The organism is Limnoglobus roseus, assembly GCF_008254045.1.
GTDB lineage: Bacteria > Planctomycetota > Planctomycetia > Gemmatales > Gemmataceae > Limnoglobus > Limnoglobus roseus.
Window position 1 is genome coordinate 7,689,847 of sequence record NZ_CP042425.1, and the last position, 25,248, is coordinate 7,715,094.

Below are 25,248 nucleotides of genomic sequence, written 5' to 3' on the forward strand. Positions count from 1 at the left end.
TTTTCTGGTTCTTCTCTTCTTAGCGTCTTGGCGGCTGTGCGCGAGACGCCTCTTTTTACTTCGCCACCTTCACCTGGGCGTAGCGGAGCAGCGTGTCGTTCCAGATGTACCCTTGCCGCAGCACTTCAACCACCGTGCCCGCCGGTTGCCCGGTGTCGGTGGCCGTGTCGAGGACTTCCATCAGTTCCGGGTCGAACGGCTCGCCGAAGCAGGGGATCGTTTCCAGGCCGAGTTCGTCGAAGGTCCGCTCGACTCGCCGCAGGCTCATCGTGTAGCCGTCGGCGACGGCGGCGAACTGTTGCTGGAGCTTCCCGGCGTGTTCCCGCATTCTATCCGCGTGACGTTGCCACGTGGTCACGTCCGGAGTTGTCGCCCCGAACAGGCGGGCGACGAACCCCGGCCGCTTCGCATCGGCCGCGGGCGATTCGAGGACTTCGCCGGCCGAGCGCTTCGCTTTTTCCATCTGCCGCTGTGCCACACTCAGGGCGTCGTGAACGTCGAGCAACATCTTCACGATGGGTCGCAGATGTTCGGAGTCGGAGGCCGGTTCCTCCTCAGCCTCCTCCGGCGTGACGCTCTCGGTTGGCTGAAGCAATCGCATCGCCGCGTTCGTCTGCTCCACGGCGGTGCGGGCCGCCTTCGTCTGCATGTTCACGTCGTGCCGCAGGGCCGTGAACTGGGCCACGAGTTGTTGGAGGTTCAGCGGGTCCGCGGGCGGGGTGGCCGCGGGCAGGGTCGTCAGGCCGTCCAGCCAACCGCGGAAGTCGCCGAGGATTTGCTCGACCCGGTCGCCGCTCAACGGCCCGAGATGCCGGCCGCCCGGAACAGTTCGTTCAAGGTGATCCGTCGCCGCGGCGTCTGACATACCACGTCCTCAATGATCGCGTCGATCGTTTCGCTCCGGGCCGCCGCGAACAGCCGGTAGTTCACGCGGGCGTCCAGGTCTTTCAGCAGGTCGTAAGCGTGCCGGATCGCGGCCGACTTTTCAGGGTGTTCCTCGGGCGGGAACTCTCGCGTCAATTGCAAATACTGAGCGCGGATCGCCGCGTCGTCGGCGTCCGGCGGGATGCCCAGCACGGTGTACGGGTCGGTCATGGGTCAGAAGTCCTCGTCATCGTCGCCCCCGAACAGCGGCGACGAGAACACTCCGCCCGGCAGGTTGAGCGACCGTCGCACCTGGTCGATGCCTTCGAGGAGCATTCTATGTCGCGGCACCGACGACGCCTCGGCCCGCCGCTTCGCCTCGTCGAGCAACCGGGCCATCTGGTACTCGATGCCGTATCCGCGGCCCTCGTGGTAGAGCGTCTTGGCCTCGAACAGTGGGAAGAACGGGGCCGCCGGGAAGCGGGGCGTCAGCTTCGGGAGAATCTTCAGCATCGCCTTGTGCTGCCGGTGCTGGAAGAGGGCCACGACCATCGACTCGAAATCGACGTCCGTTCCCTCAGTCGATTTCAGGGCGTTCTCGGCCAGGGCGACGATCTTCTTCTCGTGCGTCGGCTGGCCGCGGTAGGTCAGCCCTTCGCCCTTGTACATGCCCCACGAGCCGTAGAGGTAGTAGACCTCGCTCGGGTGCGGGGCGGGGTTCGCGAGTGCTTCCTTCAGGCGGGCGTCGGCCGCCTTCCGCTGGGCGGGTTTGAGCTTGGCGAGCAGGCCGTCCACGGACAGGTCGAACGCCACGCACGCCGCCCGCAGCCGGTCGGCGTACAGACGCGATTCGATCTCGGCCGCGTCGTCGTTGCGGCCGGCCTTACGGGCGACCGTGACCTTCAGCGAGCCAAACGCGGCGGGAAACACCTTCGCGGCAATCTCCTCCGCCTCGGCCACCAACCGCTCGCACGCCGCGAGGTCGCCGTCGATGAGGTTCCGCCGGATCGTCGCGATGGACGCGAGGCCGACGTTGTCGCGCAGCTTCGCGTCCAGCGGGTTCGTCGCGAGGGCCTGCTTGAACACGTCGAGCGACTCGGCCATCCGGTGCTGACCGCGAAAGAATTTGCCGAGCCGCTCCAGCATCGGCAAGTCTTGCGGCCGGCGGGCGAGGAACTCGCGTGCGGTCCGTTCCGCGGCGGCGGGGGCTTTCGATTCCACCTGCCGGTCGAACAGGTCGTAAGCCGGCGTCGGCCAGTCGGGGGCGAGTGCGGCGCTCCGGCGGTAAAAGTCGTCGGGGTTGCCCTTCGGCTTGGCCGGCGGCGGGGTGTCGAACAGCGACCGGAACACCTGCTGGAACTCCTTCGGCATCTGGGCCGGCAGGCCCGCGTCCTCCAGGATGTCGCCGATGCGGTGCAGGATGAGCGCCCGCGCGCGGGTGGCGAGGTCCGCGGGCCAGCCGGCGGGGTTGCCCGCGAGCCACGCCTCGTACTTCTGCCAGTGCTCGACGGCCATGTCGAGGACCTGCGATCCCTCGCAGGCCATCGCTTCCAGGCGGTGGAAGTGCGGGTCATCGGCCGGCGGCGGGAAGATCGTGCGGTACTTCTTCAGGTCCGTCGGCTCGCCCTGCCGGATGATCGCCTCGTACAGCACCGTGCCGAGTTTGACGAACAGCTTCGGGTGGGCCGTCCGCAACTTCGGTGCGACTTTCTCGACTTCCTTCCACACGGGTTGAAGGCGTTGGTCGCGGCCGACGAATTTCTGGATCGCCCGCAGGCCGCCGAGTAAGTCGCCCGAGGCGAGCGTTTCGGCTTGTCGCCGGAGGTTCACCGCCGTCTCCGGGATTTGCGAAGCGAGGAACGCGGGGTCAATCGTGCCGCGCGGGGCGGCGGCGAGTTTCGCGGGCAGGTACTCCGCCGAGAGCCGTTGCCAGTTCTCGACGGCCCGGGCCGTGTCGTTGGTCGCGAAGGCCGACAGGCCGCGGAGGAACAGCTTCCACTCCAGGAACGGCGACGTGAGGCCGATGCCCTGCAACGTCTCCTTCGCGGCGTCGTCCTGACCGGCTTCGTACTGCCGGAAGGCCGTCTGCACTACCGACCAGCCCGCGAGGACTTCGGCGGGGGCACCGTCGGCCTGGTTCCGGCGAACGCACAGGTCGGCGACGTGCCGGTGAACCCGCGGCGTGGCGGCGAGCGCGAGGGCCTTGCCGAACTCGCCCGCCTTCGCGTGGAGGACCGCGACCGCCTCGGCCACGACGGGCTGTCGGTTCGCCAGTTCCTCCGCGGCCTTCAACGTTTCAACGACGGACTTCACCTTGCCCAGCCGCGTGTACCCTTCGAACGCGGCGGCCAGAACCTTCACGTAGTGGGCGTGGCTTTCGTCGGTCGGCGTCAGGTTCGTGAGTGCCTTGGCGATCTCGACCGCCTTCACGAAATCGCCCCGTTGCAGGGCGGCCTCGGCGTCGCGCGGGGTCGGCACGGGCGGGGTCGCGGGCGATCTCTTGCGGGCCACGGGAGTCCTCCTGATACAACACGTGTACTATAACCGAAACGCCCGACCCGACCATCGAAACACCATGACCGACCGACACGCCTTCCTGCTCTCCCCCTACCGCCCGCCGACGTCCTACGCGGTCACGCTGAATACGGCTGAAACGGCTTCGTGGCTCAACGCCTACGCCGCCCTGTGGCACCCGGCCGTTCTCGGCGCGATCGCCGGCCCGCCGCAACCGGCCTCCGTCTACGACCACGACCAACCCGGCGAGGGCTTCATCTTCGCCCTCCCCGAAGGGCCGACGGTGTACCAAGCCGACGACTGGCGGCAGCGGGTGCGGGATGCGAAAGCCGTCGCCTTCGCCGCCACCGCGAGCCGGGAGGAAACGTACACGAGCCTGCGGGAAGGCTGCCAGGAATCGGGCCTCTGGCGGGAGGTTGACGCGGAACTCGTGCGACTGTTCGCCGGCGTCGGGTACGGCTACCTGATGGTGGACACGCTCTTCGACGCGATGAGCCATGACAAACTGCTCGACGCCGCCGGTTTCTGGGCCGACGTGCGGGCGGCGGTCGAAAAAGTGCACGACCCGCGGGAAGCCCGATCGCACTTGAAGGACGCGGCCGAGAAGTTGAAGGTGGCCCGCGAGGGGGCTTACAGCGGCAACGTCCACCTGCTCGAATGGGTGATGTCCGACCCGGCGAACCTCGGCGAACCGTGGCCCGCGGCCGTCACCGGCAACAGCCCGGTCTCGGTCATCGCCAGCGCCGAACTGCTCGAACGGATGGCGAACGAGCACCCGGAGCGGTTCGCGGAGTTGAAAGCCCGCACGCCGACCGACCTGCCGGCCGCGGTCGAGTTGTGCGTGGGATCGTACCGCGAGCGCGACGACGCCATCCTGCCGGTCGAGTCGCAGTGGTGGAACCTCCGCACCGGCCGCGAGCACACGCGAGCGCAGTTCGGCCAAGAGCCGACGGTGTTCGCCCGCCGGTCGTCGGCGTACTCGCCGCAGTCGCCGTCGTGGTGGCAGCAGTTCGGCTACCGCCACGGCATCGTCGTCAGCTTCGACGGCGCGCTGATCCCCAGCCGTTACTCGGCCGTCGTCAGTTGGCCGGGGCCGGACGGCAAGACGGTGGACGTGTTCACCCGCGAGCCGCAGCCGGCCCACGAGTCACAGACGTTCTTCAACTTCGCCTACCTTCTGCACCAGGCCATCTCGCACGACTCCACGCCGACGCTCACGCTGTTGCACAAGAAGGCGGCGGCCGTGGGGTACGGCGATTACCTCGCCCTCGGCGACCTCGCCCCGGTCTTCGGCGAGGCGATGTCGATGAGCCGGTACTTCGCCGAGACGCACGCCGGCGACTACACCGGGGCGGCGACCGGCGACGAGTTCTTCGCCGATTACCTCGACGATCGCGTCACGAACCGGCACCGGCCCGACCCCGTCGGCGGCTTCGCGAGGCACCTCCGCCTGCGCCGGCGAATCGACTCGGCGTTCGCGCTCGCCGCCCTGCACCGCAGCCTGACGCCGGAAACGCCGGAGGACAATCAACGCCTGCAACAACTGACGGATCTGGAAGACGCCATCGAGACGCGCGGCCCCGACCTCGGCACGGCCGACACGCCGGATGAACTCTCGCAGAAGCTCGAACCACTAGAAGCGGCGTTCGCGAAGCAGCTGGCCGACCGTGTACAGGTGCGGGCCGTCGAGAACCGGCCGGGGTTCATGCTGTTCAACTCGTGCGGGTTCGCCCGGCGGGTGATCGCGGAGTTCCCGAACCAGCCCGGCCCGATCGCGGTCGAAGGAATGGTGAAGGCGAGCGAGTTCGAAGGCGGCGTGGCGCGGGTGGTCGTCGAGATTCCCGGCCTCGGCTTCGCCTGGGTTCCGAAGGGGTCGGCGAGGAACGCCCTGCCGAAGCCGCGGATCAAGACGGCGGAAACGACGGTCGTACGGAACGAGTTCTTCGAGGCCGAACTCGATCCGGACACCGGCGGCCTGAGGGCGTTCCGAGATTCGAAGACACGGATCAACCGCCTCGGGCAGATGCTCGTCTTCAACCCCGGCAGCAAGATGGTGGCGACCGGCGTGAGCGTGACGCACGCCGGCACGGCCTTCGGCGAAGTCACGAGCGAGGGCCGCATCGAGAACGAGCACGGCGAACCGCTCGCCGCCTTCCGCCAGCGCGTCCGGGCGTGGATGGGCCGGCCGGTGTTGGAGATGTGCGTCGAGATCACGCCCCGGCACGCCCCAACCGGCTATCCGTGGCACGCTTATTACGGCGCCCGTTTCGGCTACCGCGACGATCGCACGGCCACCTTCCGCGGCGTCAACGGGGCGAATAGCCAGAGCACGCATGCCCGGCCGGTGTCGCCGGATTACCTCGAATTCCGCCTCGGTAGCGAGCGCACATTCGTCTTCACGGGCGGCCTCCCGTTCGTGCAGCGGCACGGCACGCGGATGATGGACGTGGTGCTGATCCCCGAAGGCGAAACGGCCACGAGCTTCGATCTGCTGATCGCCACCGACCGCGAGTACCCGATGCAGACAGCGGCCGGGTGGGTCGTCCCGACGCCGGTGGTGGAGACGACGAAGGGGCCGCCGCACATCGGCGAATCGGGTTGGCTCGCAGCCGTGGACCTGCCCAGTTTGCTTCTCACCTCGTTACGCCCAGCCGCAGCGGAGGAAGGGAAGCGGGCGATCGCGGCCCGGTTCCTGGAAACGGCGGGCTTCGCGGGGTCGGCGGAACTGCGATTTGCCCGCGACCCGACGGCCGCGAAGTTAGTGGATCTGATGGGCGTGCCGCTCAATGACGTGACGCTGATTCAAGGGGCGATCCCGCTGGAGTTCTCCGCGGGCGAGGCGGTCAGCGTCCGGGCAGAGTTCGCGTAAGTAAGCGTCAGCCCCCTGATTCTTGTTTCGTTCCGAGAATCAGGGGGCTGACGCCCCCCGCTCGCCGAGTCGTGGTCCCACGATCTCTTCCGCCCGTTTTCGCCCTGTATCTGTCAGTTTCCAACAGTCGCCGGCCCTTACCATCAGCCCGTTCGCGACCGCCCGTCGCACGACGGCCGCGGTTTGGGGTTCCGTCCAGTTCAGGTGTTCGTGCAATCCGTCCACGCGGGACTCTTCCGCCTCGGCCGGCGTGCCCGCGTGTCGGTGCAGGTGGACCGTGAGCAACGTCTCGTGAAACTCTCGCCACATCCGCACGCGGCGGATCATCTCGGCGAGTACACCCGCGCGGGGGGCGAACAGATACACCACCGCGAACATCGCCCCCAGCACGCCGGCCACCGTTCCGGCGATCGTGATGTCGAGTTCGATGGCGAGCAGCGTCCCCGTGACGGCGGCCGTGACGGCGAGGATCACGCTGAGAACCAACATCCACACCAGCCGCTTCGTCAGCAAGCGGGCCATGACCGGCGGCACCGCGAAGAACGCCAGCACCAGCACGGGGCCGACCGCGTCGAACGCCGCCACCGTGGCCAGCGAGACGCTCGTCATCAGGGCGTAGTGGACCACCGCCGGCAGAAAGCCCAACACCGCCGCGAGGCCGGGGTCGAAGGTGCAGAGCTTCAGTTCCTTGTAGAACAGGGCGATGAGGAGTACGAACACCACGAACGTGCCGCCGAGCAGGACGAACGCCCGTGGGCCGAGGTCGCGGCCGCCGACCGTGAGGCGGTCGCGGAAGGCGAGTTCCGCGGAGCCGAGCAGGACGCGGTCCACGTCGAGGTGCGTGTTCCGTAGGTACATCGAGGCGAGCAGCGTCCCCAGGCTGAACAGGAACGGGAACACGAGGCCGATCGCAGCGTCTTCCTTCAAGAGCTTCGTCCGCTGCAACCCCTCGACGAGGGCCACCGTCAACACGCCAACGGCGGCCGCCCCGAAGAACAGGAGCGGCGAAGCGGCATCCTTCACCACGAAGTACGCCAGCACGATGCCGAGCAGCAGTACGTGGCTGATCGCGTCGCCGACGAGAACCATCCGCCGCAGGACGAGGAACACGCCGGGCACCGCGCACGCCGCCGCGACCGCGGCCATCAGGTAGACGGTCTCGTTCAGTTCCGGGCCGAGGTGCGGGAAGAGGATCATGTCGAGCGAACCGCCTTCCGCACCAACCGCGGGCGGACGAGTGCCCAGAGGATCGAAACGCCGACGATGGCCGTGGCGCTGATGACGATCATCGGCCCCGTCGGCACCGTGCGGCCTTCCTCGGAAAGAAGGTGACTGCCGATCGTGCCGGCGAACCCGGCGAACGCGCCGAAGACGGCGGCGAGCGCCGACAACGGCCCGAGGCGGTGCTGCCATTGCTTCGCGGCGACGGCCGGCGCGACCAGGAGCGAACTCATCAGCACCACGCCGACCGCTTGCAGGCCGATCACGACGGTCAGGACGATCAGCGCCGTCAGCAGCCAGTCCAGGCCGCGGACTCGCCACCCCTGTACGGCCGCGAAGTCCGGGTCGAAGCTCAGCAGTTGGAACTGCTTCCACAGGGCTAACACCACCGCCACGGCGACGCCAGCGACGGCCAGCACGGCCCACAGGTCGGACTCGCGGAGCGTGGCCGCCTGGCCGAAGAGGTAGCGTTCCAGGCCGTGTTCCGCCGCGCCGCGGACGTGCTTCTTGATGTACGTGAGCAGCGCGAGGCCGATGCCGAAGAAGACGGCGAGCGTGCCCCCGAGGGCGGCGTCGAAGGTCAGGCGGCGACTGAGGCTGAACGCCCCGACCAGGGCCATCGCCACCCACCCGGCCAGGGCTGCGCCGAGGACCAACACGACCGGCGAACGGGCACCCAACAGGAAAGCCGCCGCCAGCCCTGGCAGGGCCGCGTGCGAGATGGCGTCGCCTTGCAAGCTCTGGCGGCGGATGACGGCGAACGTGCCGATGAACCCCGCCATCGCGCCGATGGCCGCCGTGCCCATCGCCACGGTTTGCAAGGTCGGGTCGAAGAAGAGTTCGATCACGGCGGCGGCCCCGTGGGGAGCGTCGTCTCACCGAGGCGGGCCAGTTCCACCGACTCCCACGACGAGGCGTCGTCGATCGGTTCGACGTGAATCGTCACCGTGATGCCCGGCATCACGTCGCACAGCCGGTCCTCGACGCGGTGGGCGTACTCGTGGGCCTCGCGGACCGACATCTCCCCGGACACGAGAAGGTGAAACTCGGCAAACGTCTTCGCCCCGGCCTGCCGCGTGCGCAGGGCGTGGAAGTCCATCCCGACCGGGAGGGCGGCGCGGATCGTTTCACGCAATTTCTTCTGTTCTTCGGGCGGCAGCGCGTGGTCCATCAGGCCGTTGAACGACCGCCGCATCAAGCCGACACCTGTGGCGAGGATGTTCAGGCCGACGACGATCGCCAGAATCGGGTCGAGGATGGCATAGCCCGTGAGCGAGACCAGGGCCAGCCCGACGAGAATGCCGGCCGAGGTGAAAACATCGGCCATCAGGTGATGGCCGTCGGCCTGAAGGACGATGGAATTGTGCGCTCGACCGACGCGGAGGAGCGTGCGGGCGACGACAAGATTCACGACCGTCGCGGCCAGCGCGATGGCCGTTCCGAGCTCAAGGGATTCCAACGGCTGCGGCGACCGGATTCGCTCGAAGCCGTAGGCCGCCGTGCCGACGCCGGCGAGGAGGATGAACATGCCCTCCAGGCCGCTCGCGAAGAACTCGATCTTCTCGTGGCCGTAAGTGTGGGTTTGGTCGGCCGGCCGGGCGGCGTAGATGAGTGACAAGTACGCCGTGACGGCCGCGAGAAGATTCACGCCGGATTCGAGGGCGTCCGACAGAAGGCCGACGGACCCGGTCACGAGGTACGCCGCGGCCTTCATCCCAATGGTGACGACCGCGGCGGCAATGGAGAGCAACGCATAGCGTTGAAGCGAACGCGACATTCAGGAATTGTAGGAGGCCGGACCGTCCGGAAGTCACTTCCGCGTGCTGGTCAGTTCGGCCAACCGCTTTTCGGCTTCCTTCATCCGGTCCTTGTCGCTGTCGTGTTGGATCACGTCGCGGTAGAGTTCGATGGCCTTCGACCGCTCGTTCAATTGTTTGTCGTAGAGGCGGGCGGCCCGCAGGCGGGCGTCGTTGGAACCGCCCTTCCGCCACTGGTAGGACCGTTCGAAGTACGCGGCTGCCCGGTGGTATTGTTTGAACGACCGCCCTTCGTAGAGTTCGCCGAGTTCGTAGGCCACGTCGGCGATTTTGTCACTGTCGGGGTACTTCGCCAGAATTTCCTGGAAGACGATCTCGGCCCGCCGCTGGTTGAGCGTGAACTCGGTGCCCAGGCCCTTGCCCTTGTAGTCTTTGCCGAGGCGGAACAGGTTGTTGGCCTCAGGCCGGTTCTGCTTCGCTTCCAGCGTGGCCGGCGGCACGTCGGAGATGTCGAGGCGGTAGGACGGCTTGTTGCTCAAGTGGAACGACTTCAACTCTTCCTCCACCCACTTCGCCCGCTCCTTGTCGCCGGTCTTCGCGTAGTAGTCGTACAGACCGACGAGGGAGTTCTGGTACTCCTTCCGCGCCGCAATGACCCGCTCCACCATCGCACCATCGTCGGCCGGCTTCGTGGGGGGGCTCTTGGCCGGGTCTGCGGTGATGCCGTGGCCGATGCCGAGCAAACCCAGGGCGAAGCAACTCAAGAGCCAGTATCGGAACTTCATCGGTGTGTACCCCTCAAAAGCGAAAAACCCACGGCGAGCCGTGGGTTCCTCCCTCGTTTCGAAGAATCGCGATTCCTACGATTTCGGCAGGTCGGTATTCGGTTTCACGGGTGGGATCGGCCCCGGGGTGTCGGTCGAGACCGGCCGGTGGTGTCCGGTGTTCCCGGAACCCGTTTGTTGCACGGGTGTGAAACTCCCGCTCGACGGCCCGCCCACTGGGGCGAACGATCCCGACGGCCGGGACTCGATTCGGCCGAAGATCATCCGGCCGGCCGGGGTTTGCAGGACGCTGGTCACGGTGATCGACACTTCGTTGCCGATCTGCCCGCGGCCCTGTTCGATGACGACCATCGTCCCGTCGTCCAGGTATCCAACCCCTTGCCCCGGTTGGTCGCCGCCCTTCACGACCTTCAGTTGTAGGTACTCACCGGGTAGCGCCACGGTTTTCAACGAGTTCGCGACTTCGTTCAGGTTGATAACGTCCACGCCCTGAAGCTGCGCGATCTTGTTCAAGTTGAAGTCGTTCGTCACGACCCGGCCGCCGATGGCCTTCGTGAACAGGACGAGTCGTTCGTCCACTTTGACCTTCTCGCCCGCCTTCACCTCGCCCACGCTGTCCTGCACGACGAGTTCGATCTTCGTGTTGTTTTGGAGGCGTTTCAAGATGTCCAGGCCGCGTCGCCCGCGGTTCCGCTTCATCTTGTCGTTGCTGTCGGCGATGGCTTGCAGTTCGTTCAAAACAAATTTCGGCACGATCAGCTTTGTGTCGATCAGTCGAGTATCGCACACGTCGGCGATTCGGCCATCGATAATCACGCTGGTGTCCAGCACCAGTGCCCGCCCGCCCTTCACCTGCTTGGAAAATTCGACATAAGGGATGAGGAAGCGAAATTCGTCCTTCGTCTGCAAGAGCAGCGCGATCGTCGCGTACGTACTAATCAGCGTAATCAGCAACCGGGCGAGGTGGGCCAACCGCGTCTGAGTCTCCTCGGCAAACCCGCCGAACACGGCCCGCACGATCGGTTCCGCGGTGAACGAAATGAGCCAGCCGATCAGCATGCCGAGGAGGAGGCCGAAGAACAGGGCGGAGATGACGGTGATATCCTTCTCCCGCTCGCGGACGTCGGTGTAAAGGATGAGGCCGCCGAGGCCGAGAACGAGAGACGTGCCGAGGACCGCCTGGAATAGCCCCTCGCCGGTTTCGTGGTTCCAGATGGTGACGAAGGTGAATGCGGAAGTGCCGACGACGAGAACGACGTAACACACACGCAGAAGCCACAACAGCATGGGAATCCTCGGGAGAAGAAGGCGGGCGTGGGCGACACCGTTTGAAGCACGTTACAGGTCGATCGTCGGCTGAAACAAACGTCGGTACTCTTGCTGGGCGAACCGGTCGGTCATCCCCGCGAGGTAGTCTGCGACCACCCGCTCCAGAGAATCGACCATCGTCCGTCCCGGCAAGGTCGGGCTGGACGCATTCCGCCCCGCCCCCGTCCAGCGGGAGAGCTGCCGTTCTGGGAGCAGTTCCGGGCTTTTCACGTATTCCTCGAAGAGCATCCGCAGGATTCGCTTCCCGTTGGCCGTCATCCGAAGAACCCGGTGGTGCCGGTAAACGCGGTCCCGCAGGAATTGCTCTAGCCCGCGTTTGAGGAGTTCCATCCGCAAACTCAGGCCGACGAGGGGCGTCCGTGCAGACCTTACGCCTTGGACGCTGTGAATGTTCTCTTGGTTCAACCGCCGGGCCGATTCTTCGAGAAGGTCGTTCACCTGCCACGCGAGGAGTTCCCGCACCACGGCCGTGCGGAGGGGATTGCCCGACAAATCCGGGTAATTCGTCCTCACCTTCTGGACGGTCGCCTGCCACAACTCCACGTCACGGAGGTCGTCGAACGCCACGAAGCCGAGACCAAGGGCGTCGTCGATGTCGTGGGTGTCGTAAGCGATACTGTCCACAACGTCCACGACCTGGGCTTCTAACAGTGGCGACCCGGAATCGCGGAACTCCGCCGCCTCCGGTCCGTCCAGCTTCCGGCAGTGCTGGAGGAACGATTCCCGGACCTCGAAGGTGAGGTTCAAGCCCGGAAACTCGGGGTACCGCTCTTCCAACTCGTCGACCCGGCGGAGGCCGTAAAGGTTGTGGTTGAAGCCGCCGTGCTGTTTCAGGCACTCGTTCAGGGCGTCCTCCCCCGCGTGTCCAAACGGCGGGTGGCCGATGTCGTGAGCGAGCGCGATCGTTTCCGTCAAGTCTTCGTTCAGCCGCAGGCGTCGGGCGACGGTCCGAGCGACCTGCGTGACTTCCAGGGTGTGCGTCAACCGCGTGCGGTGGTGGTCGTTGACCGAGGCGACTAAAACCTGCGTCTTGCCGGTCATGCGGCGGAAGGCCGAACTGTGAACAATCCGCTCGCGGTCCCGCTGGAACGCCGACCGGAACGGGTGCAGCGGTTCCGCGTGTCTGCGACCGCGGCTCGCGCCGGACCGCATCGCGTACGGGGCGAGCCACTGGTCTTCGAAAGCGTGCCAGTCGGCCAGCGAGCCGAGGGTGGGAGACATCGTCGAATTCGCCTGTCGTCGGGGTGAGGTGTCACAGTTCCCGTTTCAACACATCATACAGCGATTCGAGCGACTGGACGATGACCTTCGTGTCGGTCAGCACGGGCATAAAGTTCGTGTCGCCGTTCCAGCGGGGTACGATGTGCCAGTGCAGGTGGCCGGGCAATCCCGCCCCGGCGACTTTGCCGAGATTCAGCCCGACGTTGAACCCATCCGGCTGAATGCACCGTTTCAGGGCAGCCATCAACCGCGCCAGAAGTTGTTGGAGTTCCAGCGATTCCGCGTCGGTAAGGTCGTCTAATCCGCTTTTATGAGCGAGCGGGCATACCAGTAGGTGTCCATTGTTGTACGGGAAGCGGTTCAACACCACGACGGCCCGTTCCGTGCGAAGAAGGATCAAATTCGCACGATCCTCGGTCTCGACCAAAGTGCGGCAGAGAAAGCAATCTTCGCCCTCCGCCGGCTTAACTTTTGGCGTGGCCGCATACGCCAGCCGCCACGGTGCCCAGAGTTGATCCACGGAAACTTCCTCAGTGTATGGGTCCGTTATATGGCTGGCGGTTGACAGTCCTTCACACGCTTCTAAGATGACAGCCTTGTAGTTTTTGACCCGAACCCGAGACAGTCTCATGGCAGTCCCCAAACGGCGGACGTCGAAGTCCAAGCAAGGCATGCGGCGCAGCCACCACCATAAGAAGCCGGTGGGCGTCCAATACTGCCCGCAGTGCAACGAACCCGTTCTGCCGCACCGCGTCTGCGGTAACTGCGGCAATTACCAGGGCCGGACCGCCATCGTCGTCAAGGCCGAAGAAGCCGCCGAAGGAAGCTAAGTCATGCGGATCGCTCTGGATGCGATGGGAGGCGATAACGGCCCCCCACCCAACATCGCCGGGGCGGTCCAAGCCCTTCAAGCCGCGTCCGACCTCACCGTCGTCCTCGTCGGTGACGAAACCACCCTCCGCGAACAACTCGCGTCGGCCGGCGACTACCCAACGGATCGCTTGGAAATCGTCCACGCCGCGCACAGCGTCGGCATGAACGAGAAGCCGGCCGAGGCGATGCGGGCGAAGCCGGACAACTCCATCGCCAAGTGCTGGGGTTTGCTCGCCGCCAAGAAGGTCGATGGCCTCGTTTCCGCTGGAAATACCGGGGCGGTCGTCGCGGGCGGGCTGTTCCTCCGTAAATTCCTGAAATGCGTCCACCGACCAGGGATTGCGACCGTGATGCCGACGGCGAAGGGCCGTTGCGTCATCATGGACGTCGGCGCGAACGTCTTCCCGAAGGCCCGCCACCTGCTCGAATACGGGGCGATGGGTAGCGTCTTCGCGAAGCACATGCTCGGCGTCGAACGGCCGACCATCGGCCTGATGAACGTCGGCGAGGAAGAGGGCAAGGGCCACGACCTCGTGCAAGACACCTACAACCTCTTCCGCACCAGCAGCCTGAAAGACCGTTTCGTCGGCAACATCGAAGGCCGCGACATTCACTCCGGCAAGGTCGATGTTGTCGTCACCGACGGCTTCGTCGGCAACGTGATTATCAAGCTCTCGCAAGGCTTGTTCGAGTTCGTGATGGGCATGGTCGGACAAGAGGTGATCGGCCAACTGTCGGCCGAGAAAGACCTGGCGAAGAAGGCCCTTCACGGCCTCGTGCAGAAGTACCATTACAGTGCGTTCGGCGGTGCCCCGCTGCTCGGCGTCGATGGCGTTTGCATTATCTGCCACGGCTCGTCGAAAGACCGGGCCATCGCCAACGCGATCGGCGTCGCGGCCCAGGACGTGCGAGTCAAACTGAACGAGAAGATCGTCGCGGAACTGGAAACCCTCCCGACGACCTCCGACTGATTCCGGCGGAACCTGTCATGTCACGGCTCGCGTTCCTTTTCCCCGGTCAGGGTGCCCAACACGTTGGCATGGCCGGCCCGCTGTGCGACTCGTCGCCATCGGCCAAGGCGCTCTTCGACGAAGCTGCCGGCATTCTCGGCTACGATCTCCTGCACGTCTGCGTTCAGGGCCCCGTTGAGCGGTTGAACGCCACCGACGTGAGCCAACCGGCGATCTTCGTCGCCAGCCTCGCCGCCCTCGAACAATTAAAGGCGACCACGCCTGCCCTCGTCAACGATGTCGTCGCCACCGCCGGCTTGAGCCTGGGCGAGTACACCTCCCTCGTGTTCGCCGGGGCGATGTCCTTCGCGGACGGGTTGAAGGTCGTGAAAGCCCGCGGCGAGGCGATGCAAGCCGCAGCCGAGGCGACCCCGAGCGGCATGGCGAGCATCATCGGCCTGGAAGCGGCAGAAGTCGAATCGCTGGCGGCCGAAGCCCGGCCGAAGGGATTGATCGAAGTCGCGAACCTACTCTGTCCTGGCAACACAGTGGTTTCCGGTACGGCAGTCGCCATCGACGAAGTCTGCCGCATTGCCGAAACGCGAAACCTGCGAGCCATCCGGTTGGCCGTCGCCGGGGCCTTCCACACCGAACTCATGAAGCCGGCCGACCAGAAGTTGGCCGCCGTGCTGGACGCGGTGCAAATTCAGCCGCCGCGCATCCCGGTTTGGTCGAACGTGGACGCGAAACCGCACACCGACCCGGCCGAGATTCGCGGCCTGTTGGTGCGGCAAGTCCTCGCGCCGGTGCGGTGGGAGGAAACCATCCGCGGCCTGTTGGCCGAGGGCGTGGAGAAGTTTTACGAGATCGGCCCGGGCCGCGTGTTGGCCGGGTTAATCAAGCGGGTCAGCCGGAAAATGGAGATCGTCAACGTAACCGCGTGACGGCCCTTTTCTTTTCGGCCCAGCCTTCGTAAATTCTAACCCACGGACTGCCTGCCAGCCCCGCACCCACGGCCGCCGAATAAGGGACGTTCAGCGGCGAAGAAATACCGACCGACCCGTGGCGGAACCGACCGACGACCGGCCGGACCGAGACTCCCGCCGCCCTGGAGGATTGAAGCGTGTCCGACGAGCAAATTCGCCAAAAAGTGATCGACATCGTTTGCGAACACTTGGCCGTTAACAAGGACCAGGTGACCGACAAAACGAGTTTCATCGAGGACATCGGGGCCGACTCGCTCGACATCGTCGAGTTGGTGATGGAACTCGAAGAAGAGTTCGACATTCAAATCCCCGACGATCAAGCCGAAAAGATCAAGACCGTCGGCGAGGCGGTGGAACACATCAAGGTCGCCGTCAAGAACAAGGACAAGGACGGCGGCGCCAAGGCGTAAGCCGACCGGCCGACCATTCGCGGAACCCCCTTTCCGCGGCCGGTCGGCCGTTCTCTTTTTATCGTGGGAGTAGGAATGACCCGCCGTCGCGTCGTGGTCACCGGCATCGGCACCGTCAACCCGCTGGCGAACTCGGTCCCCGACACCTGGCGGGACCTCTTGGCCGGTAAGAGTGGCATCGCGCCGCTAACCCTGTTTGATGTGTCGAAGTACAAGGTCCGGTTTGGCGGCGAGGTCAAGAACTTCAAGCCCGAGCCGATCATCGACCACAAGTCCGTCCGGCGGATGGACCGGTTCACGCAGTTCGCGCTGTACGCCTCCCACGAGGCCGTCACTGACAGCGGCATCGACTTCGCCAAGTACGACCCGTTCCGCCTCGGCTGCATCATCGGTAGCGGCGTCGGCGGGTTGGCCGAGTTCGAGGACGGCCACGGCACCCTTCTCAGCAAGGGGCCAGACCGCATGTCGCCGTTCGTCATCCCGAAGATGATCCCGAACGCGGCCAGCGGCAACATCAGCATCCGCTACGGCCTCCGCGGGCCAAACACCACCGTCAGCACAGCCTGCTCCTCCGCCGCCCACGCGATGGGCGATTCGATGCGGCAAATCCAGTACGGCTTCGCCGACGTGATCGTGTCCGGCGGTGCGGAAGCCGCCATCACACCGACCGGCCTCGGCGGGTTCATTGCCGCCCGCGCCTTGTCGCACCGCAACGACGACCCCGCCCACGCTAGCCGCCCGTTCGAGAAGGACCGCGACGGCTTCGTCCTCAGCGAAGGGGCCGGGATTCTCGTCCTCGAAGAGTACGAACACGCGAAGAAGCGTGGCGCGAAGGTGTACTGCGAACTGCTCGGCTGCGGCAACACCGCCGACGCCTACCACATCACCGCCCCGCACGAGGACGGCATCGGTGCGGCCGAAGCGATGCGGGCCGCCTGCCGCGAGGCGGGTTGGAATCTGAACGAAGTGCAGTACCTCAACGCCCACGGCACCAGCACCGGCCTCGGCGACGTGGCCGAGACGAAGGCGATGAAGCAAGTCTTCGGCGACCACGCGAAGAAGCTAATGGTGTCCAGCACCAAGAGCATGATCGGCCACCTGCTCGGAGCCAGCGGCGGTGTGGAAGCAGTGGCCTGTGCCCTGATGATGAAGCACGGCGTCATCCACCCGACGATCAACCACACCACGCCGGACCCCGAGTGCGACCTCGACTACGTGCCGAACACGCCGCGAGAAGCCCGCGTGACGAAGGTGCTGTCGAACAGCTTCGGCTTCGGTGGCCACAACTGCTCGCTGGCGCTGGGCACAGTCTAACGCAGGGCAAATCTTGTAGGTCGGTTCAAGGGGCTTTGCGACGAGCCCGACCTACAAGAACAGCAATGATCGTTCCCGACGAGTCTTTCCGATCCTTGCCCCTAACAACTCTCTAACTCGACGAATGTGGTTTCAGGCCGCACCTGCTCTAACGGCAATCCCAACGCCTCGGCGACAATCAGTCGCACCTTCAGTGTCACGTCGCCGTGCGACCAACTGTACCCACTGCTGACGTGTTCCCGAAACCGCGTGCCGTACATCGTCAGTTCACCGACGGTGCGGACGAACGGCGGCAAGATCGTGGCCCAAGGACGACTCGCTCTGAAAGTCACATACCAGACGGGAATAACCACGAGAGCAGCCGGCCACCACCGGCCTACTGCCAGACCAATGCCAGCGATTACCGTGATAGCCAAGAGTGAACATACGCAGCGGGCGGTCGTCGATAGTTCGAGAAGTGGAACGCGCAGCCCAGCGGCTCGCAACGCCGCCCACACTGACCGTCGGCGGGATGGCGGTATCAGGGCGTCAAGCCGAACAGCCGGGGTTATGCGGCCGCGGGGCAATCCCGCCGATGCACACAGAGTTGTGCGATAGCGGCCAAACATGCGGATGACGGGGTTGTAATATTCTGACATCGCTCGTCCTCGTTGCCTCAGATTCCTTACCGACGAGTCGATACGACCACTTCGACGATCTTACTCTTTCGCCGCCTTCGCCTCGTCCACCGAAATCAGTCCGTCCCCATCAGCGTCGAGTTTGTTGAACAACTCCAACGGCCCCAGGAACTCTTTCCGCGACACGTCGCCGTCGCCGTTGCGGTCCATCTTCACGAACCACGCGAGGGCGGAAGCCGACGCGGCCGGCCGCGAGGCGGGCATCTGGGGGCTGACGGCGAAGTCGGCCACGTCCCGCGGCGAGACAGACATGCCCAACGGGCGGATGCCGTTTACGACGGGACGGATCGGGAACGACCGGGGAACCTGATTTTTCGTCAGGCTGCCGTCTGTTGTGAGGAAGTCCTTCAGCACCGTCGGCATCGCCGCGAGTTCGCGTTGTGAAAGCTGGCCGTCACCGTTGGAGTCGATCAGTTCGAACAACCCGCGGCCCTGATCGACGACCGAGATGTCGGCCCGGCAGACCGCGAGCGGTGCGAAGGCGTCCAACGCGGCCGTCAGTTCCTTCTCATCGAGTTTCTCGTCCCCGTTGCGGTCTAGCACCCCGAACGCGGCGGTCAGGGCCGACTGGTCCTTGAGTTTCGCCTTCTCGACGACACCGTCTTTGGCGGCCGTCTTGAAGGCGAGCCGCAGTTGCGAGGTTGTTACCGTCCACTCGGCCACCGACGAGTTGGAGGGGGCGGCGACCTCGAACCGCGACCCGGCCGCTGTCGCGACGCCGAGCGGCGTGACGGTCGACTTCGCCGCGTCGGATTGAAGGGCAAGGTTCACCATTAACAGGGGTGGCTGTTTCAGCCAGCCGAGCAGTTCGTCGGTGTCGAGTTGCCCGTTGCCGTCGCGGTCGAACGCGGCGAACACTTTCTCGGTCATCCCCATCTCGCCACGGCCGAGCGTGGTCGCCTTCGCCTTGCCCCGCGCGGCGAGCAGTTGCTTCACCGCCTTCAACGGTTGGGCACTGAGCGAGAGCAGGTCGTTCGGGTTAGACGGCGCGGGGTCTTGCGGCCGCGTGCGTGGTGCGAGGGCCGTTTGTCGGCCGGTGGCTCGTGTCAGGAGTTCCGCGGCCGTTAGCCACTCGTCCTCGTTCACGTCGAGGAATTCGAGGCGTTCGCGGGCCGCCAGGAGTTCACTTCGCGACAGTTTGCCGTCACCGTCCGCGTCGAGGTGGCGGAAGAGGGCGTTCGTCAGCGCGGCCGAGTTGTCAGGGGCGGCCAAGAACTGCACGTTGACCGAGCCGAAGCCCGCGGCCTTTAAGGCTTCGACGAACACCGCCTTGTCCACCTTCTCGACGCCCTTCTCGAAGGTCAGGCGGCCGGACAAGTCGGACGGACTGACCTCGCCGGTCAGATCGACGATCGAGCGGGGCCGACGTCCGGAGCGACCACCGAGGAACGCCCGCTCGGCCTCGTCAAGTTGCCCGTCGTTGTTGCGGTCGAGGAAGGCGAACAACCCGTCGACCGCCTTCGTCCAAGTCTCCTCAATCGGCTTGCCGTCGAGGATGACGTTGAACTGCACGATGCCGGGCGAGCCAGGGGTGAAGTACGCCACCGGAACGCCAGTCGAATCGGCGGCCGAAGCCGGCAGCCCGATGAGTACCGCGGCCGCGGCGGCCTTCAGGAAGCGGATCATGCCAGGGCCTCGGTGACGGGTTGGGCGGCCTGATCGACGATGCGAATCGGGCGGCCGACGTTCGACATGTTCTGCTTCTTGTAGTCGATGCCGAGCGCGCCGCACACGGTCGCGAGTAGGTCTGGCACGCTCGTCGGCCGATCTTCGACCTTCGTGCCCGCCGCATTCGTCTTGCCGACGGCCTGACCGCCCTTGACGCCGCCGCCGGCGACGACGGCCGACCACGCATCGGGGAAGTGATCGCGGCCCTTCTGGGCGTTGATCTTCGGCGTGCGGCCGAACTCGCCCATCCAGACGATCGTGGTCGAATCGAGCAAGCCGCGATCCTTCAAGTCGGCCATCAGCGTGGACCACGCCGGGTCGAGGACGCCGCAGAGGTTCTTCACGGCGTCGAAGTTCTGGGCGTGCGTGTCCCAGCCGTCGAGCGTCACTTCCACGAACGGCACGCCGCGTTCGACCAATCGGCGGGCGAGCAGGCAGCCCTGGCCGAAGAGGTTGCGTCCGTAACGGTCGCGGAGTTCGGCCTTCTCGTCCTTCAGGTCGAACGCCTTCGCCGTCTCCGGCTTCATCAGCCGCACGGCCGCCTCGTAGGCGTTCTTGTGGCTGTCAGCCGCGAGGCCGGGGCGGGAGTCAACAAAGCCCGCCTCCAGGTCGCGCATGAGCGACAGTCGATCGTCAGCCTGTGAACCGCTGACGCCGCCGTACCGCCCGAGGTTCTGCACCTTCAACTGTTCGTCGGAGGTGTCCACTCCGCCCCCTGCCCCGACGCGCGCGGCCTGCCCGTCGGCGACGATCAGCGGCGAGAACTGCGGGCCGAGGAAGCCCGGACCGAAGGCGTTCTGGGCGAACGCCCGTTGCGGGGCGATGCTCACGAACGGCGGCAAATCCACGCCGTCCCGCTTCAGTTCCTTCGCCACGAGTGCGCCGACAGCAGGGAAGTCAATCGCCCCCTGCGGCAACGTCCCGGTGCGAAGGAGGTACGTCGCCCGCCCGTGGTCGCCCTCCTTCGTGCTCATGCCGCGGAGGACGGCCATATTCTTCGCTTGGGCCGCCAGCTTCGGCAGGTGTTCACCGAACTTCAGCCCAGGGGCGGCGGTTTCAATCTCCTTGTACGGGCCGCCGTTCGCGTGGCCGGGCTTCAAGTCCCATAGGTCGATGGTGGCCGGGCCGCCGGACATCCACAGGAGGATGCACGACCGCTTGCGGTCGGGGTTGGTCCCGGCGGCACGGGCGAGGTTGCCGAGCCAGCCGGAGACGGAAACCGTCGTCGCGAGCTTGATCGCGTCGCGGCGGGAGAAGTGTGCGTCAAATCGCGACATCGGAGAGCCTCCGTTAGTGGTTCGTGCGGAACTCGATGCTGTTCAGGATCGCCCACAGCACGTCGTCGTAGCGGCTGGTCTTACCGCCCTCGACGTGCTTGAGCGTGCGCTTCAACTCGGCGTCCGTCGGCTTGCGGTTCAGCACCGTCAGGTAAATCGCCTCAATGCGGTCGTTCGCCGACAGGCCGGGCAACTCCACGATGGCCGAGAGGGTACGGCTCGCCTGCGCGGTCGTCGCCTCACCGACGAGGCCGCCGTTCATCAGGGTGAGCGCCTGAATGATGGTGGTCTGCGTCTCGGTCGGCTTGCCCATGCGGTTGAAGGTTTCGAGGAACTGCCGCTTCGGACTGCCGTTCGCCTGGAGGTAGTTCCCACCGGGGCCTTCGAGCGGCATGCCCACTACCACCGACAGGCTGTCGAAGAGTTGCTCCGGCGTTAGCCCCTGGACGGGGAAGGCGGCGAACAGTCGCGGATCGCGCTGGAGCGGGTCGGTAATGGTGCTGGCCCGCTGGTACGTTTCGCTCAGGCAGATGGCCCGCACGATGAACTTCGTGTCGAAGCCCGATTCGATGAACGCGGTCGCGAGGGCGTCGAGCAGTTCCGGGTGGCTCGGCAGGTTCTTCTCGTTGAAGTCGTCCACCGGGTCCACGATGCCGACGCCGAACAAGAGACCCCAGAGGCGGTTCACGACCGCCTTCGCGAAGAACGGGTTGTCCTTCGCCACGACCCACTCGGCCAGCGTCACGCGGGGGCTTTTCTTGAACTGCCAGGCCGGCTCCTTGTCGTCGAGAAACGTGGCCGGCACGGCGCGGTCGGTATTCGGGATCGACATCTCGCGGCGGTTTGGCAGTTCGCGGAGCGCCCCGTCCTGTCGCGTCACGCCGCCGTAGAACGCGGCCAGCCCCCAGAACTGTTCACGGCTCCACTTCGCGAACGGGTGGTTGTGACACTGGGCGCACTCCAACTGCACGCCGAGGAACAGCCGCGACGTGGCCGCCGCGAGGTTTTCGGGCTTGCCTTCCTTTGCGGTGTAGAACCCAATTGGGGTTGTCGTGTCGTCCTCGCCGGTCGGCGTGCGCATCGTCGTCGCCCGACCGTCGAGCGGGAAGGCGATGAGTTCCTGTACCAGTTTGTCGAACGGTTGGTTCGCCTGCACGCGGTTCCGCAGCCACGCCTCGAACGCGGGAACGGTGGTTGCGACTTCCGCGTTCGCCACGGCCTCCGGCAACAGCCAGCCGCGCCAGGTGGTGGTCATGTGCGTCGCGTAGGCGGCCGAGTTCAGGAGTTTCTCGACCGCCTTCACCCGCTTGTCCGGGGCGGTGTCTTCGAGAAACGCCCGCACCTCGGACGGCGTGGCGGTGTGGCCGGCCAAGGCAAGGTGGATGCGGCGGAAGAAGGTGGCGTCGTCCGACCGGGGGGCGGGCTTCACCTTGTCCGCGGCGTGCCGTTGACTGACGAAGCGGTCGATTGCGGATGCGAGGGCGATTGCATCGCGGGGTTGGCCCGCGAACGCGGCCGTCGAAACTGCCGTGAGTACCAGCGCGGCAAACCATCTCATGGCAGTTTCTCCTGCGGCCAGTCCCAGAACTTCGCGGCTTCATCGCCCGCCGACAGAATCGCTCGCCCGTCCCGCGGTACGACGAGACTGACGACCGCCTCTCGATGGGCGTGGAGCATTCGCGTCCGCTGCCCGGTGGCCACGTCCCATTCGTACACGTGCCCGTCGTGGCCGGCCGTAAAGACCCGCGTTTCGGTCGGGTCGAACGCGACCGCGTGAATCCGCCCGCCGGCCGTGATCGGCCGGAACGACTCGTGCCGCGTTCGCGTCCAGACGTCCCAGAAGGCGACCTCGTGGCGGGCGGGGGATTCCCCATCGGCGTCCCGGTTAATGACGACGGCCGCCCGGCCGCCGTCCCGCGAAAAGAGAATTTGGTCGATCGTCCCGCTTTCCGCCACGGGCAGTCGCGACTCTTCCTTCCCCGTCGGCAGCTGGCAGATGATGACATCACCGCTATTGTTGCCGAGGGCGATCTTCTGACCGTTGGGAAGGAACGCCACGGCAGTGAGGCCGTCGAGGCGGGTCGCGATCCGCCGGAAGAGCGAACCGGATTCGATGTCCCAGAGCATCACGCCGGCCATCCTCGGCCCGGTCACGGCGAGCGTCTTACCGTTCGGGGAGACGGCGATCTTCGGGTCGGCGGTCGGCACGACCATCGCGCGGATCGGCTGACCGCGTTTCAAATCCCAGACGCGCACGCGCTCGTCCCGGCCGACGGAAAGCAGTCGCGTCTCGTCGAGGAACACCATCGCCGTGACACCGCCCGCGTGGCCGTCGAACCTGCCCGCTTCTTGGGCCGTCGCGGCGTTCCAGACGCGGATGCCGCCGTCCTGCCCGCCGGTTGCCACAATGCGGCCGTCCGCGGACAGGGCCACCGCCGTCACGTCCCGCGGGTGGCGGAACGACTGCCGGGCTGTTTCCGGCAGGCCGGCCGACGGCCACACGAGGACCGTCCCGTCGTGCGACAGCGTGAACAGCAAGTGCCCCGTCGGCGAGAGGAGCACGGCCGCGATCGCCTCGGCGTGGGTCGGCTGCGGCGGACCGACGTGCCCGCGGAGTTTGCCAGCGGCGGGGTTGATGTTCAAGACATGGCCGGCGAAGGTGCCCGCGAACAAGGTCGATCCGCCCGCGGAGAACGTCAGGGCCGTCACGGCTTCGGGCGAAGGAATGACGACGGCCGTGCCGTCGGTCGGGTTCCAGACACGAATCGTGCGGTCCTCGCCTCCGGTCGCCAGTCGAAGGCTGTCAGGACTAAAGCGGGCGGTACGGACGGTGCCGATGTGGCCGGTGAGCGTTCGTTCTTCGCGGCCCTGTTCGGCGTCCCACACCTTCACCAAACTATCAGCCCCCACCGAGGCGAGCCGCCGCCCGTCTGGGGAGAACGCGACCGCTCGCACTGTGGCGGTATGGCCTGGCAGTGACACCGCGATGTCACCGGCCTTCAAGTCGTGGAGCAGGACTTGCTTGCCGTACCCGGCCGACGCCAACCGCCGCCCGTCCGGAGAGAATGCGATCGCCAGCACCCAGTTCGCGTGGCCGGATAGGGTGCGGTGCGTACCGGTTTGAAGGTTCCAGACTTTGACGGCCGCATCGTTACCCGCCGTGGCCAACGAGCGACCGTCCGGGGAGTACGCCACCGCGTTCACCGTCTCGGCGTGGCCGGTCAGCGTGAAGGCGACCCGCTTCGCGTCCAGATCCCACACCATGACCTGCGACCCGACTGCCAGGGCGAGGAAGCGGCCGTCCGGCGACATCGCGGCCGCGGTGATCGTCTCCAACTCGTCGGCGAGTTTGAGGCGGATCGGCGTCGGCAAAAACTGCACCGCCTCGCGCGACGGCTGTTCCAGCACGGCCGGGCGTTCACCCAGCCCCGTCGGACGGCCTTCTGAAATGGGCAGGACCATTGCCGTGAGGCGGGCCAGGCGCGGGCCGGCCGCGAGCAACACCACCGCGAACGCGAGCAGGGCCACGCGGACGGTTCGCGAGAGGTGGCGGGGTTTCGAACCATCGAGGATTCGCGTCAGTCGGGTGCGGAGGGACCGCACGTCGCCCATCGCACTCGCGAACCGCGGGGTAGCGCGGGCGGTCGCCAGGAAGTCGATCGTGTCGAGGATGGCCGAGGCGTAGGTCGGGCCGGCACCGGGGTAGATCGTCATCACGACGGCGTCGCAGCAATCTTCTTCGAGGCGGCGTAACTCGCGGCGGGCCAGCCACGCCAGCGGGCACCACCAGTACACGGCGACCGTGACCGTTTCCAGCCATCGCACGAGGTGGTCCCGCCGCCATACGTGAGCAAGTTCGTGAGCAACGACCGTGGCCCGCTGCTCGGCCGTCAATCGGTCCAGCAAGTTGTGGGGGAAGTACAGCGTGGTCTTGCCCACCGACCACACGAACGGGGCCACTTCCCCCGGCAGCAACCGCACGCGCGGGGCACGCAGCCCCAACCGTGCGGCCACGTCGGCCACTTCGCGGGCGAACGAATCGGGGGCGGCCGTGCCAAACCGCAGGTACTTCGCGAACCGGCGGACGTGGACGACGGTGAACGCCGCCCACGCCGCGATGCCCGCTAGCCAGACGACCGCCACCACCGACCGCCACGGAAACGGCGGGGCGGCGGGAACCGTTGGCGTGACGGCGGCCGGGGTCGGCGTCTCGGAGGTCGCCGACGGTGGTTCGGCCTGGGATCGGATCACGATTTCCGGGAGATCGACCGCTGTCCGTGGGACGATGACTTCCGGTCCGCTGTCGGCGACAACTGGGTGCAATTCTTCGGGCGGGAGGACGCGGATCGGCACGGTGAATAGCGGCGGCGTGACGAGTTTGACGAGGACGAGCAACCAGAGGACGTGGGCGACGGCCGGGCGGTTGAGCCAACGGCCGCACGCGACCGCGGCGACCGCCAGGACGCCGGCGGCGATGAGGTTGCTTGCGATGGCGTCGAACGGCACGGCGGGCATGACGGCCTCCGCTCCGGG

21 protein-coding genes are annotated in these 25,248 nt (G+C 66.1%); 6 read left to right on the top strand and 15 right to left on the bottom strand.

What is annotated here, in order from left to right:
• Nucleotides 1-55: 55 nt before the first annotated feature.
• The 3 genes from grpE to PX52LOC_RS32985 are packed head-to-tail and all read right to left on the bottom strand — an operon-like array spanning nucleotide 56 to nucleotide 3,375.
• Nucleotides 56-865, bottom strand: coding sequence for a nucleotide exchange factor GrpE (grpE, locus tag PX52LOC_RS32975; protein ID WP_149114063.1), 810 nt, complete (start codon nucleotides 863-865; stop codon nucleotides 56-58).
• Complete coding sequence (locus PX52LOC_RS32980) at nucleotides 796-1,095, bottom strand: J domain-containing protein (protein WP_149114064.1); 300 nt, start codon at nucleotides 1,093-1,095, stop codon at nucleotides 796-798. Before PX52LOC_RS32980 ends, grpE begins: the two co-directional genes overlap by 70 nt.
• Before the next feature lie 3 nt (nucleotides 1,096-1,098).
• On the bottom strand, nucleotides 1,099-3,375 hold the full coding sequence (locus tag PX52LOC_RS32985) for a UDP-N-acetylglucosamine--peptide N-acetylglucosaminyltransferase SPINDLY family protein (protein ID WP_149114065.1): 2,277 nt from the start codon (nucleotides 3,373-3,375) through the stop codon (nucleotides 1,099-1,101).
• Between the two features lie 64 nt (nucleotides 3,376-3,439).
• Here PX52LOC_RS32985 and PX52LOC_RS32990 point away from each other — a divergent pair, with 64 nt between their 5' ends.
• Nucleotides 3,440-6,247, top strand: a complete 2,808-nt coding sequence (locus tag PX52LOC_RS32990) for a hypothetical protein (RefSeq protein WP_149114066.1) — start codon at nucleotides 3,440-3,442, stop codon at nucleotides 6,245-6,247.
• A gap of 39 nt (nucleotides 6,248-6,286) precedes the next feature.
• Here the strand turns inward: PX52LOC_RS32990 and PX52LOC_RS32995 are convergent, their stop codons facing one another.
• The 7 genes from PX52LOC_RS32995 to PX52LOC_RS33025 form a co-directional block, all read right to left on the bottom strand.
• The gene (locus tag PX52LOC_RS32995) at nucleotides 6,287-7,444 is read right to left on the bottom strand and encodes a metal ABC transporter permease (RefSeq protein ID WP_218575203.1); all 1,158 of its coding nucleotides are present in this window, start codon (nucleotides 7,442-7,444) and stop codon (nucleotides 6,287-6,289) included.
• Entirely contained in the window at nucleotides 7,441-8,316 is an 876-nt protein-coding gene (locus PX52LOC_RS33000) for a metal ABC transporter permease (protein WP_218575204.1), read from the bottom strand. The genes PX52LOC_RS32995 and PX52LOC_RS33000 overlap by 4 nt, the downstream gene beginning before the upstream one ends.
• Nucleotides 8,313-9,245: a cation diffusion facilitator family transporter gene (locus tag PX52LOC_RS33005; protein ID WP_149114067.1), complete on the bottom strand. Its 933-nt coding sequence runs from the start codon at nucleotides 9,243-9,245 to the stop codon at nucleotides 8,313-8,315. Before PX52LOC_RS33005 ends, PX52LOC_RS33000 begins: the two co-directional genes overlap by 4 nt.
• 33 nt (nucleotides 9,246-9,278) lie before the next feature.
• Nucleotides 9,279-10,010 (bottom strand): tetratricopeptide repeat protein, encoded by a 732-nt coding sequence (locus PX52LOC_RS33010; protein WP_149114068.1) that lies wholly within the window; start codon nucleotides 10,008-10,010, stop codon nucleotides 9,279-9,281.
• Between the two features lie 75 nt (nucleotides 10,011-10,085).
• The gene (locus tag PX52LOC_RS33015) at nucleotides 10,086-11,297 is read right to left on the bottom strand and encodes a PIN/TRAM domain-containing protein (protein ID WP_149114069.1); all 1,212 of its coding nucleotides are present in this window, start codon (nucleotides 11,295-11,297) and stop codon (nucleotides 10,086-10,088) included.
• Nucleotides 11,298-11,348: 51 nt separating this feature from the next.
• Nucleotides 11,349-12,560, bottom strand: coding sequence for a deoxyguanosinetriphosphate triphosphohydrolase (locus PX52LOC_RS33020; protein WP_149114070.1), 1,212 nt, complete (start codon nucleotides 12,558-12,560; stop codon nucleotides 11,349-11,351).
• 31 nt (nucleotides 12,561-12,591) lie between these two features.
• A complete protein-coding gene (locus PX52LOC_RS33025; RefSeq protein WP_149114071.1) occupies nucleotides 12,592-13,080 on the bottom strand; it encodes an HIT family protein in 489 nt (162 codons plus the stop codon).
• A 109-nt stretch (nucleotides 13,081-13,189) separates the two neighbouring features.
• Between PX52LOC_RS33025 and rpmF the strand changes: the two genes are divergently transcribed.
• From rpmF to fabF, 5 genes are all read left to right on the top strand, one after another.
• Nucleotides 13,190-13,390 (top strand): 50S ribosomal protein L32, encoded by a 201-nt coding sequence (rpmF, locus tag PX52LOC_RS33030; RefSeq protein ID WP_149114072.1) that lies wholly within the window; start codon nucleotides 13,190-13,192, stop codon nucleotides 13,388-13,390.
• 3 nt (nucleotides 13,391-13,393) lie between these two features.
• Complete coding sequence (gene plsX, locus PX52LOC_RS33035; RefSeq protein WP_149114073.1) at nucleotides 13,394-14,404, top strand: phosphate acyltransferase PlsX; 1,011 nt, start codon at nucleotides 13,394-13,396, stop codon at nucleotides 14,402-14,404.
• Nucleotides 14,405-14,421: 17 nt separating this feature from the next.
• Nucleotides 14,422-15,327: an ACP S-malonyltransferase gene (gene fabD / locus PX52LOC_RS33040; protein ID WP_149114074.1), complete on the top strand. Its 906-nt coding sequence runs from the start codon at nucleotides 14,422-14,424 to the stop codon at nucleotides 15,325-15,327.
• A gap of 179 nt (nucleotides 15,328-15,506) precedes the next feature.
• Nucleotides 15,507-15,779: an acyl carrier protein gene (locus PX52LOC_RS33045; RefSeq protein WP_178132587.1), complete on the top strand. Its 273-nt coding sequence runs from the start codon at nucleotides 15,507-15,509 to the stop codon at nucleotides 15,777-15,779.
• A gap of 75 nt (nucleotides 15,780-15,854) precedes the next feature.
• On the top strand, nucleotides 15,855-17,093 hold the full coding sequence (gene fabF, locus PX52LOC_RS33050) for a beta-ketoacyl-ACP synthase II (protein ID WP_149114075.1): 1,239 nt from the start codon (nucleotides 15,855-15,857) through the stop codon (nucleotides 17,091-17,093).
• A gap of 101 nt (nucleotides 17,094-17,194) precedes the next feature.
• Here the strand turns inward: fabF and PX52LOC_RS33055 are convergent, their stop codons facing one another.
• The 5 genes from PX52LOC_RS33055 to PX52LOC_RS33075 form a co-directional block, all read right to left on the bottom strand.
• Nucleotides 17,195-17,389 (bottom strand): acyl carrier protein, encoded by a 195-nt coding sequence (locus tag PX52LOC_RS33055; RefSeq protein ID WP_149114076.1) that lies wholly within the window; start codon nucleotides 17,387-17,389, stop codon nucleotides 17,195-17,197.
• Between the two features lie 402 nt (nucleotides 17,390-17,791).
• Entirely contained in the window at nucleotides 17,792-19,396 is a 1,605-nt protein-coding gene (locus PX52LOC_RS33060) for an EF-hand domain-containing protein (RefSeq protein WP_149114077.1), read from the bottom strand.
• Entirely contained in the window at nucleotides 19,393-20,715 is a 1,323-nt protein-coding gene (locus tag PX52LOC_RS33065) for a DUF1501 domain-containing protein (RefSeq protein WP_149114078.1), read from the bottom strand. The genes PX52LOC_RS33060 and PX52LOC_RS33065 overlap by 4 nt, the downstream gene beginning before the upstream one ends.
• A 13-nt stretch (nucleotides 20,716-20,728) precedes the next feature.
• Complete coding sequence (locus PX52LOC_RS33070; protein WP_149114079.1) at nucleotides 20,729-22,273, bottom strand: DUF1549 and DUF1553 domain-containing protein; 1,545 nt, start codon at nucleotides 22,271-22,273, stop codon at nucleotides 20,729-20,731.
• A complete protein-coding gene (locus PX52LOC_RS33075; protein WP_149114080.1) occupies nucleotides 22,270-25,230 on the bottom strand; it encodes a M56 family metallopeptidase in 2,961 nt (986 codons plus the stop codon). Before PX52LOC_RS33075 ends, PX52LOC_RS33070 begins: the two co-directional genes overlap by 4 nt.
• Nucleotides 25,231-25,248 lie beyond the last annotated feature (18 nt).

Excerpts from the sequence above, each read along its gene's own strand:
- grpE (WP_149114063.1), bottom strand. The coding sequence starts at position 865 with ATGTCAGACGCCGCGGCGACGGATCACCTTGAACGAACTGTTCCGGGC.
- PX52LOC_RS32980 (WP_149114064.1), bottom strand. The coding sequence starts at position 1,095 with ATGACCGACCCGTACACCGTGCTGGGCATCCCGCCGGACGCCGACGAC.
- PX52LOC_RS32990 (WP_149114066.1), top strand. The coding sequence starts at position 3,440 with ATGACCGACCGACACGCCTTCCTGCTCTCCCCCTACCGCCCGCCGACG.
- PX52LOC_RS32995 (WP_218575203.1), bottom strand. The coding sequence starts at position 7,444 with ATGATCCTCTTCCCGCACCTCGGCCCGGAACTGAACGAGACCGTCTAC.
- PX52LOC_RS33005 (WP_149114067.1), bottom strand. The coding sequence starts at position 9,245 with ATGTCGCGTTCGCTTCAACGCTATGCGTTGCTCTCCATTGCCGCCGCG.
- PX52LOC_RS33010 (WP_149114068.1), bottom strand. The coding sequence starts at position 10,010 with ATGAAGTTCCGATACTGGCTCTTGAGTTGCTTCGCCCTGGGTTTGCTC.
- PX52LOC_RS33015 (WP_149114069.1), bottom strand. The coding sequence starts at position 11,297 with ATGCTGTTGTGGCTTCTGCGTGTGTGTTACGTCGTTCTCGTCGTCGGC.
- PX52LOC_RS33020 (WP_149114070.1), bottom strand. The coding sequence starts at position 12,560 with ATGTCTCCCACCCTCGGCTCGCTGGCCGACTGGCACGCTTTCGAAGAC.
- rpmF (WP_149114072.1), top strand. The coding sequence starts at position 13,190 with ATGGCAGTCCCCAAACGGCGGACGTCGAAGTCCAAGCAAGGCATGCGG.
- plsX (WP_149114073.1), top strand. The coding sequence starts at position 13,394 with ATGCGGATCGCTCTGGATGCGATGGGAGGCGATAACGGCCCCCCACCC.
- fabD (WP_149114074.1), top strand. The coding sequence starts at position 14,422 with ATGTCACGGCTCGCGTTCCTTTTCCCCGGTCAGGGTGCCCAACACGTT.
- fabF (WP_149114075.1), top strand. The coding sequence starts at position 15,855 with ATGACCCGCCGTCGCGTCGTGGTCACCGGCATCGGCACCGTCAACCCG.
- PX52LOC_RS33060 (WP_149114077.1), bottom strand. The coding sequence starts at position 19,396 with ATGATCCGCTTCCTGAAGGCCGCCGCGGCCGCGGTACTCATCGGGCTG.
- PX52LOC_RS33065 (WP_149114078.1), bottom strand. The coding sequence starts at position 20,715 with ATGTCGCGATTTGACGCACACTTCTCCCGCCGCGACGCGATCAAGCTC.
- PX52LOC_RS33070 (WP_149114079.1), bottom strand. The coding sequence starts at position 22,273 with ATGAGATGGTTTGCCGCGCTGGTACTCACGGCAGTTTCGACGGCCGCG.
- PX52LOC_RS33075 (WP_149114080.1), bottom strand. The coding sequence starts at position 25,230 with ATGCCCGCCGTGCCGTTCGACGCCATCGCAAGCAACCTCATCGCCGCC.